Genomic DNA, 12,019 nt, shown 5'->3' on the forward strand with positions numbered 1-12,019 from the left:
TCAGACTCCGAAGAAAGGCATATCGCCCTCCTTCGCGCCCTGTGCGAAGAAGTGTTCCGGCGAGACCGCGATGAACAGAGCGTTGCCCTCGGCAATGAGTTCGCCGTCGCATTCGACGCGCGCGTAGATGTGCAATTTGCGCTCGCCTTCGCGCCGATCGAGGATCGCGGTCACGATCATCGGGCGGTGCAGCGGCGCGGGGCGCACGTAGTTCACCTCGAGTTTGGCGGTGACCGCCGGAACGCACATGGTGGTCGGCACCGTGCCGGAGGCCTCATCGAGTATCGCCGCGATGACGCCGCCGTGCGCTACACCCGGTGCGCCCTGATGTCGTTCGTCGAGGGTGAAATGGCCGATGATGCGGTCATTTTCGAGGTTCAGTGCGACGCCGACGGCCGCCGGATTCCGTGGTCCGCAGCCGAAGCAGCCGTCTATGTGTGGCGGTAGCGGACCGTCGGACATGGGACCGTTCAGTGGTGTCGGCTGCCGCTGCTCGTCGGTGCCGGGATCGTTTGTCACGCCGCTTCCGCCGCGCGTCGAATGTTGTTCATGATCCGGTCTTTTCGCCGCATAGCGACGACACGGGTGATATTGCGCAACGGCGGTGGCAGTATCCGATCGACGCAGCGGATGACAAAGGCATAGCGGCGCAGCCACCGCTCGTCGCGCGCGGTCCACTCGAGGCCGAGCCGATCGCGCACTATCGGCGGCAGCACACCGGTATTCACCCAGACCGCGAGCGGTCCGACGATGCGCCACATGACGAGCTTCCACAGCCAGGCCGGGATGGGTGCTTGCACCGGCGGCCGGGACATGGTCGCCAGCACGTCATCGACGGTCGGGTGATATTCGAGTCGCTCGCGCAGGACCTTGTCGAACCATGCCTCGAAGGATGAAAGATCCTTGGGCACAGCGCGTTCCGGGAGACCGGCCAGCAATGCGGTGTGCCGCCAGCCGTTGTAGAGGTCGGCACGCTGCGCCTCGGTCAATCCGGATCCGAAACGCGTCGCGACGATGTCGGTGGCCCAGTGCGCGGTGGCGAGGACGAAGAAGTAGGCCTCGGGTTCCCAGGCGTGGTAGCGGCGACCGGCGTGGTCGACACCGCCGATGCCCTTGTGCATGGCCCGGATATCGCGGCCGTAGGCGGCGGAGTCGTCGCCGTAGAAGGCCAGGGCGAGAGTCGGCCAGTAGGAGCGGTCGAAGCGGCCGATCGGATCGGTCTTGAAGATCGAATGTTCGGCCACGCCCGAGCCGATGACCGGATGCGCGACCTGCAATAGCAGTGCGCTGGGGGCGAGCATGATCAGCCGCCAGTCCGCGGCCGAGCGGGCGGTCAGCGAGTTCTTGCTCAGGCCCGGTAGATCGGCGTGCGATGCGTTCAGATCGGACGCTTCAGCGAGTCCGGTCATGATCACTCCTCCATCAGGAATCAGTTGTCTCCTGAATCCAGGCTAGATTCAGGAAACAAATGTGTCAAGATTGTGGGATGACTCAGGCGGCGCGCACCTACGGTGGAGTATCGGCGGATCAGCGTCGCGCGACCCGGCGTGAGCAGCTGCTGGAGGCCGCATTCGAGGTGATGGCGACAGAGGGTGCGGGTGGATTGACGATCCGCACGGTCGCCAAGGCGGCCGGGCTGTCCACTCGGTTCGTCTACGAGAGTTTCACCGATCTCGACGACCTGATCGGGGCCGCGTTCGAACTGGCCTTTCGTCAGCTGTCGAGCACGGTCGGCGAGGCCGCGGCGAGCGCGGCCCCGGACAAAAGCGCGAAGGTCACCGCGGTGGTCGAGGCCATGGTCGATTTCTTCCTGGCCGCGCCCGCCAAGGGAAAGATCCTGTCCACCAAGGCATATGGCCATCCGGCCGTGGCCGAGCGACGACTCGCGCGCGCGGAGGATGTGTCGCGCGCGTTCCGCGGGATCCTGTCCCAGCTGGTCCCCGACCGCGATCCGGATGATCCCGCCATCGATCTCACCGCCCGCTTCCTGGTCGGGGCATTCGGCGACACGGTCACCGCGTGGATCCAGCAGGCACTGCCCTATCCCCGCGACAAATTCGTGCACGACAATGTCGAACTCTTCCTCGGCACCATTGCCGCCCTCGAGCGGTTATGAATGCCATCGAAGCGAGTCGAATGGTCGCACCGTTCGACTAGCTCGACGAGCCGGGGCTCAGAGGGTGGTGACCCAGTTGTGGTGGGTGTCGGTGCGGAGGGCGGCCGTGTGGCGTTTGCGCAGGGCTTGGGAGATCGGGCCGGGGCGGCCGTCGGCGATCAGGCGGCCGTCGACCTCGGTGACCGGGGACGTTCCGGATGAGGTGCCGGTGACGAAGACCTCGTCGGCGATGTAGAGCTCGGTCAGGTCGATGGTGCGTTCGACTACCGGGATGCCGTCCTCCGCGGCAAGGGTGAGGATGGTTCGGCGGTTGATGCCGTCGAGGATGTCGCAGGACACATCCGGGGTGATCAGGGTGCCGTTGCGGACGAGGAAGATATTGGCGGCACTGAGTTCACATACGTGGCCGTTGCCGTCGAGGAAGACGCAGTCGTCGTAGCCGCTGTCGATGGCGTCCTGCTTGGCGAGCACCGAATTGACGTATGCGCCATTGACTTTGGCGCGCGATGGAATCGCGTTATCCGGAATGCGCCGCCACGGACTGGATTTCAGTCGCATACCGTCCTGCGGGACGATCGGCACCGCGTCATAGACGAAGATGCTGACCTCGATCGCGCACCCGCGGACCCGGGTACCCGGGATCGATTCGACGACATGCACTGTCGCCCTGACGAATACGTCCTCGGTCGGCGCATTGGCCGCGATCAGGTCGATGACCGCCGTGCGGAATCGCGCGAAGTCCCATTCGGCGGCGAACCGGTCGATGCCGATGATCTTGCAGGATTCCTCGAGCCGGCGGAAGTGGTCGTCGAGTCGAAATGCGGTGCGTGCCGATCCATCCACATGCACCGGGAACACTGTGTACACGCTGAGGCCGTACAGCACCGCCGACGATGCGACAGCGACCGACGCCTGTTCCGCGTCGATGAGCCGGTCCCCGAAGTACACCTGCGGATAAGGATTCGCCATCGGCGCAGGCTAGCAGTCGACACCCGGGCGGTGCGACGGTATTTCGGACCGCCCGGACGCTCTCAGTTCTCCGCGAGCCGGGCGAAGCGCGCCGTATCCATGTAGTCGCGGAACAGCGTGACCTTGCCGTCGCGGACCCGAACCACATTGACGGAGGTGCGAACTCGCGCCCGCTCGGCGCCGGGCACGGTCATATCCACCTCGTTCTCCACGAAAACCACCTCGGGATCTGCCGTTTCGTACACCTGTGGATAGATCCCGTGAATCTCGATGCCCGAAATCCCGGACCAGCGCTGCGCGAGATGCGCCCGGATCTCCTCGCGCCCGACCAGCCGGGTCGGCATCCCGGGAATGACGAATGGCATCTCGAATACCGCATCCGGCGCCAACTGCGCGACGAATGCGTCGGCATCGCGCGCGGGCAACTCGCGAAACAGCCGTTCGACCAGCTCACGAGGGCTTTCCATCGAAGTCTCCACCATGAATACACCTGCTCCAGTTAAGCGGAACGTTGACCCCGCTTATGATCCGGAACGATCGCCCCGCTTGTCAATGCCTCCAGTAAACTCACCCTTCGTGATCGATCGCGAGGAACCGCGCCCGCTGCGCGCCGACGCGCGCCGCAATCGCGACCGCGTACTCGCCGCCGCCCAAGCGGCCTTCGCCGCCGAGGGCATTTCGGTCCCGCTCGACGAGATCGCCCGCCGCGCAGGCGTCGGCGCGGGCACCGTCTATCGCCACTTCCCCACCAAGGAAGCCCTCTTCGAAGCCGCGATCATGGACCGCATCGAGCGCATGATCACCTACGCCCGCGAACTGACCACCGCCCCCGACCCCGGCGAGGCCTTCTTCGACTTCCTCGACCGCATGGTCACCGAGGGCACCGTCAAACGCGACCTCGCCGAAGCCGTCGGCGTAGACGCCCCCGAATACCGCAGACCCGCCCACGCCCTGAACGCCGCCATCGCCGAACTACTCACTCGCGCCCAACAATCCGGCGCAGTTCGCCCCGATATCGACATCGACGACCTGATGCGAATCCTGAAGGCCACCTTCCTAGCCACCAACACCACGAACACAACCCTCGACCAGCGCCGCCGCACCTTCGCCATCCTCTTCGACGGCCTCCGCCCCCACTAGCCCACCCCCACCCCACCCACCGCCAACATTGGTCAGCCGATCAGGTGGAACTGGTGGCGGCATCGGCCGAGAAGCCTCCGCCCTGAGTTCCAGGTGATCACTTGTCCAGTAGCGCATCTCTGGGGGTGGCGGACAAGTCGGGGCGGGGGGTGCGGCAGGTGTTGACGATGATCTTGCGGGCGGCGCGACCTTCGGGGGTGGGCATGAGTGCGTAATTGTGGGGTAGGCGCGGGCCCTCGTGGTAGTCGACCGGAATGCCTGCGACTCGGGCGCGGCGGGTCAGGGCTCGGGCGTCGGCCAGGACCATTTCGTGGGTGCCGCAGAAGATGGTCAGGGGCGGCAGTCCTTCGACGCGGCCGAACAGGGGGCTGACACGCGGGTCGCGCAGGTCTAGGCCGTCGGCGTAGAGCCGCGCGATCTCGGCCATTCCGGGCCGCTGATGCAATGGATCGACCTGTTCGAGCGCGGCCAGTGCGGGGTCGGACAGGGTGGCGTCGAACCACGCGGAGATCAGTACGACCCGCGACGGTTGCGGCCCACCCTGATCGCGCACGGCATGTGCTGCCGCCAGTGCCAGCAGACCACCTGCCGAATTGCCCATGACCACGGTCTTTCCGGAGCCGCGCTGCTCGATCGTGCGGGTGATTATCGCGGCGGTGGTGGCCACCATATCCGCGGCGCTGCCACGTGGGATCAGCGGATAGATCGGGACCACGACCTCCGCCGGAATGGCAGCGCCGAGTTCGCGGACGAAACTCCAGTGCGGGCGCACGATCTCGGCGAAAAAGCCGCCGCCGTGCAGGAAAACCACGGTTACGTCGGTGGGACCGGCGTTCGGCGTTATCCGGAATACGGGCCAACCGTCGAGATCATCCCGGGTGACGGTCGCCGCCTTGCGCAGAAACGCCGGTGGGCGCACCTCTTTGATGCGACGGTCGCGCTTTTCCAGCGCCGCGTGCACCCCTTCCGCGCTGCCGAGCATCTGCTTCTGACCGCGCGAGGCCAACAGTGCGGTGATGGCTCTGGTCTGCCAGCTCGGCTTCGCGCCAACTGCCTCGGTTGTCATATCCGTTCATCTTCCTGTCGTCGCGGCTCGCACCGGCTGATTGCGCCGGGCACCGATTAGCCTGACGAACATGACCGAGACCGCGCTTTCACAAACCTGCGGTGCGCCGGTGTTGTGGACGCGGCCCGGACATGCTGGATATCTCGGCCCGGAGCTGGGTGTCGGAATGCATGCCACGTCGATCGCGTATCTCGGCCTGAGCTTGGACGGACCATTCGCCGTGGAGACGGCGGCGGATGAGACGATCATCACCCGCAGCGCGTTCATACCGGCTCGGGTACCGGCCCGGATTGTCTCGCAGGGCCGGATCGCATTGCTGTTCGCCGAACCGGGCAGCGCGACGATCGCCGGGGTTACCGCCGGATCGGGCAGCGAAATCCGGTCCGCGGCTGTCGATCCGAGCGCCGAAGCCGTCCTCATCACCGCCGCCCGAACCGGTGTCGCCGAGTTGGAGCGCCTGATATCGGTGCGACAACCGGCCATCGACCCCCGCATCGATGCCATAGTGCGCGACATTCGCAGCAACCCGACCGCGCACATCCGCGCCGAGCACGCGGCCGATGCCGCCGGGATGTCGGAAACCCACTTCCTGCGAACCTTCGCCGCACACACTGGCACGACCTTCCGCCGCTACCGCCAATGGGCCCGGCTGCGAATGGTTTTCGCGAGCCTGGCAGCCGGGCACGACCTCACCCGCTGCGCCGCCGACGCCGGATTCGCCTCTCCGTCCCACCTCAGCGAAACCTTCCGGCGCACGTTCGGCCTGTCGCTGACCGCACTGCTCGGTTCGTCGGTGACATTCGATATCCGATAACCGAAAAGCGAACGGGCCATTCGGATCTCGCGAAACGGCCCGTTCTGCAGAGATCCGCGCTGCGCCAACAGGACTTCAGCGATTCGAATGGCTGCGAGCGCCTACCTCGGCCCCATGATTCGACGGGGTCGTTCGCAGTGCACGCCGCCACGATGAGCCTTGGGTACCCTCTAGCGCGGGTACGCAACGCGGTGCGCGATTCGCCTGGCCGAATAGCGAACGGGCCGTTCGAATCTGACGATAAGAACGGCCCGTTCGGTTGCGTCAGCGCTGGGCCAACAGGACTTCGGCGATTTGAATGGTGTTGAGGGCGGCGCCCTTTCGCAGGTTGTCGCCGGAGATGAACAGGGCGAGACCGCGGCCTTCGGGGACGCCCGGATCCTGGCGGATGCGGCCGACGAGGGAGTCGTCCTTGCCTGCCGCGGCCAGCGGGGTGGGCACATCGGTGAGCTGGACGCCCGGGGCCTTGGCGAGGACTTCCTTGGCGCGCTCGACCGAAATCGGTTCGGCGAATTCGGCGTTCACCGACAGCGAGTGGCCGGTGAAGACCGGCACTCGCACGCAGGTGCCGCTGACCAGCAGGTCGGGCAGGCCGAGAATCTTGCGGCTCTCGTTGCGCAGCTTCTGGTCTTCGTCGGTTTCGAAGGAGCCGTCGTCGACCAGCGAACCGGCGAGCGGGATCACGTCGAAGGCGATCGGCGCGACGTACTTGTTCGGCGCGGGGAATTGCACCGAACTGCCGTCGTGCACCAGCTTTTCGGCATCGTCGACCACAGCGCGCACCTGGGAGGCCAACTCCTCGACACCGGCCAGGCCGCTGCCGGAGACCGCCTGGTAGCTCGAGATGACCAGCCGCTGTAGCCCCGCCACCTCGTGCAGCGGCTTGAGCACCGGCATCGCGGCCATGGTGGTGCAGTTCGGGTTGGCGATGATGCCCTTGACCAGGTTGCGGGTCTGCTCCGGGTTCACCTCGCTGACCACCAGCGGAACCTCGGGATCCTTACGCCAGGCCGACGAGTTATCGATCACGGTCACACCGGCCGCCGCGAAACGCGGGGCCTGCACGCGGGACATGGTGGCGCCCGCGGAGAACAGCGCGATATCCAGGCCGGTGGGATCGGCGGTCTCGGTGTCCTCGACCACGATCTCGCCACCGCGCCACGGCAGCGTCTTACCCGCCGAGCGGGCCGAGGCGAAGAAACGCACCTCGTCGGCCGGGAAGTTGCGCTCCTCCAGCAGTTTTCGCATGACGGCGCCGACCTGTCCGGTCGCGCCGACGACTCCTACCCGTACACCCATGCTTATCGTCCTGTTCCCGCGTGGACCACGGCGACCTCGTCGCCACCCAGATCGAAGGCCTTGTGCAGCACCTGCACGGCCTCGTCCAGTTCGGTGTCCTTGACCAGCACCGAGATCCGGATCTCGGAGGTGGAGATGAGGTCGATGTTCACGCCCGCGTTCGCCAGCGCCTCACAGAAGGTGGCGGTGACGCCCGGGTGGCTCTTCATACCCGCGCCGACGAGGGAGACCTTGCCGATGTGGTCGTCGTAGAGCACCTGCGAGAAACCGATCTCGTCCTGACGCCTGGTCAGCATCTCCACCGCACGCGCGCCCTCGGTCTTGGGCAGGGTGAAGGTGATATCGGTCTTGCCCGTCTCGACCTTGGAGATGTTCTGCAGGACCATGTCGATATTGATCTCCGCGTCGGCGATCGCGCGGAACACCTTGGCGGCGTAGCCCGGCTCGTCCGGCAGTCCGACCACGGTCACCTTGGCCTCGCTGCGGTCGTGCGCGACGCCCGTGAGGATTGCTTGCTCCAAGGGGATGTCCTCCATCGATCCATAGACGTAGGTGCCGGGCTTGTCGGTGTAGGACGAGCGCACATGCACCGGAACGTTGTAGCGGCGCGCGTATTCCACGCAGCGCAGCATGAGTACCTTCGCGCCGCAGGCCGCGAGCTCGAGCATCTCCTCATAGGAGACCTGCTCCAGCTGCTGCGCATCGGGCACGATCCGCGGGTCGGCGGTGAAGACGCCGTCCACATCGGTGTAGATCTCGCAGACGTCGGCCTCCAGCGCCGCGGCCAGCGCGACCGCGGTGGTATCGGAACCGCCGCGGCCCAGCGTGGTGACGTCGCGGCTGTCCTGGCTGACGCCCTGGAATCCGGCGACCAGCACGACCAGACCCTGGTCCAGCGCGTCGCGGACCCGGCCGGGGGTGACGTCGATGATCTTGGCGTTACCGTGCGATCCGGTGGTGATCACACCCGCCTGCGAGCCGGTGAACGAGCGGGCCTCGGCGCCGAGCGAATGGATGGCCATGGCGACCAGCGCGTTGGAGATGCGCTCACCCGAGGTGAGCAACATGTCCATTTCGCGGGCGGGCGGCGCGGGCGCCACCTGCTGGGCCAGATCGAGTAGTTCGTCGGTGGTGTCACCCATGGCCGAGCAGACGACCACCACGTCGTGGCCCTGCTTCTTCGTCTCGACGATCCGTTCAGCGACGCGCCGGATACGCTCGGCGGTTGCCACCGAGGATCCTCCGTACTTCTGAACAACGAGAGCCACGACAGGGTCCTCCAAGATCGACAATCAGCTGCTAACAGCACCCCAGCGTACCGGCCGAGGTCTACCTAATTTGCTGGTACCTCCCGGTCCGGCGGCGTCGAGGGGGCCTGACGCGAGTCGATCTCGCGGCCAATAGCCGCCATGAGCGGGTGCGTTTTGGTGTTCTGGAACGCGGCGATCGGCCGCTCGCCCGGCTGCCGGAAGACGGCCGTCGTCCGCACCTTCATGCCGCGGCGGGTGCGGCGCTGCGGAGGCCTCAGCATCCACCCCCAGCCGTGCACGACCGGAATATGAGAAACCGCAACTGCACGAGACCGCGGCGCGCGTCAGGGCCCTGCTGCCAGAGAGCCGAGGAGGACGATGGGAGCCATGAAGAGCACGGTGATCGAGGTGACCACGGGACGGTCCGAAGTCGTATACGACATAACTGCGCAGTGCGCGTCGTTCGCGCGGGATGCGGGCGAGGACGGGCTGCTGCATATCTTCGTGCCGCATGCCACGGCCGGGATCGCGATTATGGAACTCGGGGCGCGCAGCGATGACGATCTGCTCGCCGCATTGCGCGATCTGCTGCCCGCCGACGATCGCTGGCGGCACGCACATGGCTCGCGCGGGCACGGACGCTCCCATGTGATGCCCGCGCTGATCCCGCCCTACGCCACCGTGCCGGTGATCGACGGTGCGCTGACATTGGGTACCTGGCAGTCCATCGCGCTGGTGGATCTGAATGTGGACAACCCGGATCGTCAGGTGCGCCTGTCATTTCTGAGCGACTAACTGCCGGGCACGAGGCGGGCGAGTTCACGCTGTGCCCCGAGCCTGTCGGCGGCGGCGCACGCCTGTTCGAGGACGGCGTGCCCGCGACCAGCTGGTCGCCGACCGATCGATCTGTCCACCACCGACTCTGGTGCGATCGTCCTGGTCTACGACCGGATCGGCGAAGCCGGGCAAGTTCGAGCAGGGCGTGCACCCGGCGCACGGCGGCCAACCCATCCGCTTATCGCTGACCGATCCGTCCACCACCGACTTCAGTTCGATCGTGCTGGTCTACCACCGGACGCGGTGCGGGAGCCCGGCCCCGTGGCGGCGCGCTGCCGCCGCGGGCGGGCCTCAGGCCCTGGTCAGCCAGGTGACCTGCGCGCCGTTGCCGAACTCCGTGCGCTTGGTCGGCGCGAATAGCGTCGGATTGAATTCACCTGCGAAGGCTGGGGTTCCGGTACCGGCGACCACCGGATAACTCTTGATGACGAGTTCATCGATCTCGCTAAGCAGCTGCGCGGCGAGCTTGCCGCCGCCCGCCAGCCAGATATCCATGCCGTCCTCCTGCTTCAGGCGGCGCACCAGGCCGAGCGGATCGCTATGGACCAGCTCGACCGCCGGATCATCGATGCGGCCGAGGGAGCTCGACACGATGTACTGCCGCATGTGGGCGTACGGGCTGGTCACGCCGATGGCCAGGGCAGGTTCGTAAGTGCCTCGGCCCATCACCAGGGTGTCGAACTGCTGATTCGGAGTATCGACAGCCAGTCCGATGTGCGGGCGCGCATGGGTGGGCAGCGTCTCCGGATACTCCGCTTTCATCCAGTCCAACGTGTCTTCGCCGAGCGGATAAAAGCTGATGTCATCGCCGGGACCCGCGATGTAGCCGTCGAGGGACATGCCGACGTAGTAAACAAGCTTTCGCATACCAATACCGCCCAATCCGTTGTACTCTGCATGTAGTGATTTGAAGGTAGTACTACAGATGGAGTGGTGTCAAGTGCGGACCAATCCGGAGCGACGACAGGCGTTGCTCGACGCGGCACTCGAGGTGCTGGCCAAGGAGGGGGCGCGTGGGCTCACCTTCCGCGCGGTGGACAAGGAGGCCGCGGTGCCCGCGGGTACGGCGTCGAACTACTTCGCCAACCGCGACGATCTGCTCACCCAGGCGGGCGGGCGGTTCTACGAGCGCCTGGAGCCGAGCGCGGCGACCATGGCCGAGCTCGCCACGGGCCCGAAGACGCGCGCACACATCACCGAGCTGATGCGGGAGACGGTCGGGCGCATCGAGGCGTTTCGCACCGGATACCTGGCGATGCTCGAACTGCGCTTGGAGGCGACGCGGCGACCGGAGCTGCGCGCGGTCATGACCGAGGCCGTGCGCGCGGATCTGGATTTCAACGTGCGCAATCACCTCGAAGCCGGACTGCCCGGCGACGAGAAATCGGTGATTCTGCTCTATCTCGCGCTGAATTGGCTGATCGTGGACCGGCTCACGCTGCCGGGGATCTTCACCGAGGCGCAGAGCCAGGAGCTGATCGAGGCCGCGGTCGACCGACTGGTCGGGACCGAATGAAACGCCGCGCCGTACCGGGAGACCTTGTGACGGGCATCACTGCCATTCGATAATGGAGACATGATGGCGAATGTTGGAGACCGGCTCCTCGTGCATGGACACGTAGTGGGACAGGCTGATCGCCACGGCGAAATCGTCGAAGTCCGCGGGGCCCAGGGCGCGCCGCCCTACATGGTGCGATTCGATGACGGGCACGAATCGCTCGTCTACCCGGGTCCGGACGCGATCATCGAACCCGCGATGCCCTGAGCCGCAAGGATCGAGGGCCCGCTGGCGGCGGGCCCGTTTTCTGCTGCCCGGCCGAACCCGGGCCAGGATGCCGGTTCAGTCCACTGGATCCGGCGATATCGCCGTTCGATCGAATACCGAACCGGAACATGTTCTCGCAGTTGAGATTCGATCGAGATAGCCCCGAGATATGCCTCCCGATCCGGCCGATGTGGTTCCGCGCACTGGACCACTCGGTTGACTTGCGAATGTGTCGCTGGGCACAATTTGCCGATGTAGTTGGGCGGGGGCGGAGGTATGGAATGCGTACAAAGACCGATATCCGTTTCGTCGTCGACGCCGAACCCGAGCAGGTAATGGATGCATTGGCCGCGGTCGAGATGCTCCCGGAGTGGTCGACGTCCTACACCGACGCCCGGGTCGCGAGCCGCGACGACCAGCTGCGCCCGCGCCGGGTATTCGTCAAGGCGGAGCTGATGGGTAGCTCGGATCTACAGGTGCTGGAGTACGAGTGGACCGATATCCGGTCCTCCTGGGAGGTCACCGACAGCACCCGCGGGGTCAAGGGCGGTGGCTGGTTCGAGGTCACCGAGGGCGAGGACGGCACCGACGTCTGGTACCACGTGGAGCTCTATGTCCCGATCCCCATTCCGGGCATGCTGGTGAGCCGGACCATGCGACGCTCGAACGAGGCTGTCGTACAGAACTTCATCGAGTTCGCCGAGGGCTTCACCGAAAACGAGAACTTCCAAGCCGTGTAGCTGACCCTTCAGCGCAAACTTGC

Annotated in this window: 15 protein-coding genes; 7 read left to right on the forward strand and 8 right to left on the reverse strand. The window is 65.9% G+C overall.

Going from position 1 to position 12,019, the window contains the following annotated elements; translation table 11 throughout:
• Together ACHQ4I_RS37140 and ACHQ4I_RS37145 are read right to left on the reverse strand one after the other, a co-directional pair.
• Entirely contained in the window at positions 1-519 is a 519-nt protein-coding gene (locus ACHQ4I_RS37140; protein ID WP_420776556.1) for a PaaI family thioesterase, read from the reverse strand.
• On the reverse strand, positions 516-1,409 hold the full coding sequence (locus ACHQ4I_RS37145) for an oxygenase MpaB family protein (RefSeq protein ID WP_420776557.1): 894 nt from the start codon (positions 1,407-1,409) through the stop codon (positions 516-518). The genes ACHQ4I_RS37140 and ACHQ4I_RS37145 overlap by 4 nt, the downstream gene beginning before the upstream one ends.
• A 77-nt stretch (positions 1,410-1,486) precedes the next feature.
• On the opposite strand from ACHQ4I_RS37145, the gene ACHQ4I_RS37150 reads away from it, so the two are divergent.
• Complete coding sequence (locus ACHQ4I_RS37150) at positions 1,487-2,116, forward strand: TetR/AcrR family transcriptional regulator (protein ID WP_420776558.1); 630 nt, start codon at positions 1,487-1,489, stop codon at positions 2,114-2,116.
• A 57-nt stretch (positions 2,117-2,173) separates the two neighbouring features.
• On the opposite strand, the gene ACHQ4I_RS37155 is transcribed toward ACHQ4I_RS37150, so the two are convergent.
• Positions 2,174-3,085, reverse strand: coding sequence for an aminotransferase class IV (locus ACHQ4I_RS37155; protein WP_420776559.1), 912 nt, complete (start codon positions 3,083-3,085; stop codon positions 2,174-2,176).
• A 62-nt stretch (positions 3,086-3,147) separates the two neighbouring features.
• Entirely contained in the window at positions 3,148-3,567 is a 420-nt protein-coding gene (locus ACHQ4I_RS37160) for a nuclear transport factor 2 family protein (RefSeq protein WP_420776560.1), read from the reverse strand.
• Between the two features lie 94 nt (positions 3,568-3,661).
• Between ACHQ4I_RS37160 and ACHQ4I_RS37165 the strand changes: the two genes are divergently transcribed.
• A complete protein-coding gene (locus ACHQ4I_RS37165) occupies positions 3,662-4,225 on the forward strand; it encodes a TetR/AcrR family transcriptional regulator (RefSeq protein ID WP_420776561.1) in 564 nt (187 codons plus the stop codon).
• A gap of 97 nt (positions 4,226-4,322) precedes the next feature.
• Here the strand turns inward: ACHQ4I_RS37165 and ACHQ4I_RS37170 are convergent, their stop codons facing one another.
• Entirely contained in the window at positions 4,323-5,291 is a 969-nt protein-coding gene (locus ACHQ4I_RS37170; RefSeq protein ID WP_420776562.1) for an alpha/beta fold hydrolase, read from the reverse strand.
• A gap of 70 nt (positions 5,292-5,361) precedes the next feature.
• On the opposite strand from ACHQ4I_RS37170, the gene ACHQ4I_RS37175 reads away from it, so the two are divergent.
• Positions 5,362-6,105, forward strand: coding sequence for a helix-turn-helix domain-containing protein (locus tag ACHQ4I_RS37175; RefSeq protein WP_420776563.1), 744 nt, complete (start codon positions 5,362-5,364; stop codon positions 6,103-6,105).
• A gap of 264 nt (positions 6,106-6,369) precedes the next feature.
• Here ACHQ4I_RS37175 and ACHQ4I_RS37180 read toward each other — a convergent pair whose 3' ends face one another.
• Together ACHQ4I_RS37180 and ACHQ4I_RS37185 are read right to left on the reverse strand one after the other, a co-directional pair.
• The gene (locus ACHQ4I_RS37180) at positions 6,370-7,404 is read right to left on the reverse strand and encodes an aspartate-semialdehyde dehydrogenase (RefSeq protein WP_420776564.1); all 1,035 of its coding nucleotides are present in this window, start codon (positions 7,402-7,404) and stop codon (positions 6,370-6,372) included.
• Between the two features lie 2 nt (positions 7,405-7,406).
• Entirely contained in the window at positions 7,407-8,672 is a 1,266-nt protein-coding gene (locus ACHQ4I_RS37185) for an aspartate kinase (protein WP_420776565.1), read from the reverse strand.
• Between the two features lie 369 nt (positions 8,673-9,041).
• Here ACHQ4I_RS37185 and ACHQ4I_RS37190 point away from each other — a divergent pair, with 369 nt between their 5' ends.
• Complete coding sequence (locus tag ACHQ4I_RS37190; RefSeq protein WP_420776566.1) at positions 9,042-9,449, forward strand: secondary thiamine-phosphate synthase enzyme YjbQ; 408 nt, start codon at positions 9,042-9,044, stop codon at positions 9,447-9,449.
• 333 nt (positions 9,450-9,782) lie between these two features.
• On the opposite strand, the gene ACHQ4I_RS37195 is transcribed toward ACHQ4I_RS37190, so the two are convergent.
• The gene (locus ACHQ4I_RS37195) at positions 9,783-10,358 is read right to left on the reverse strand and encodes a dihydrofolate reductase family protein (RefSeq protein ID WP_420776567.1); all 576 of its coding nucleotides are present in this window, start codon (positions 10,356-10,358) and stop codon (positions 9,783-9,785) included.
• A 58-nt stretch (positions 10,359-10,416) separates the two neighbouring features.
• Between ACHQ4I_RS37195 and ACHQ4I_RS37200 the strand changes: the two genes are divergently transcribed.
• The 3 genes from ACHQ4I_RS37200 (at position 10,417) to ACHQ4I_RS37210 (ending at position 11,996) form a co-directional block, all read left to right on the forward strand.
• Entirely contained in the window at positions 10,417-11,007 is a 591-nt protein-coding gene (locus ACHQ4I_RS37200; RefSeq protein ID WP_420776568.1) for a TetR/AcrR family transcriptional regulator, read from the forward strand.
• Between the two features lie 63 nt (positions 11,008-11,070).
• The gene (locus ACHQ4I_RS37205) at positions 11,071-11,256 is read left to right on the forward strand and encodes a DUF1918 domain-containing protein (RefSeq protein ID WP_420776569.1); all 186 of its coding nucleotides are present in this window, start codon (positions 11,071-11,073) and stop codon (positions 11,254-11,256) included.
• 281 nt (positions 11,257-11,537) lie between these two features.
• Positions 11,538-11,996 carry an SRPBCC family protein gene (locus tag ACHQ4I_RS37210; protein WP_420776570.1) on the forward strand — a complete coding sequence of 153 codons (459 nt, stop codon included), beginning with the start codon at positions 11,538-11,540 and terminating at the stop codon, positions 11,994-11,996.
• Positions 11,997-12,019 lie beyond the last annotated feature (23 nt).

It is taken from the genome of Nocardia nepalensis (assembly GCF_048910785.1).
GTDB lineage: Bacteria > Actinomycetota > Actinomycetes > Mycobacteriales > Mycobacteriaceae > Nocardia > Nocardia nepalensis.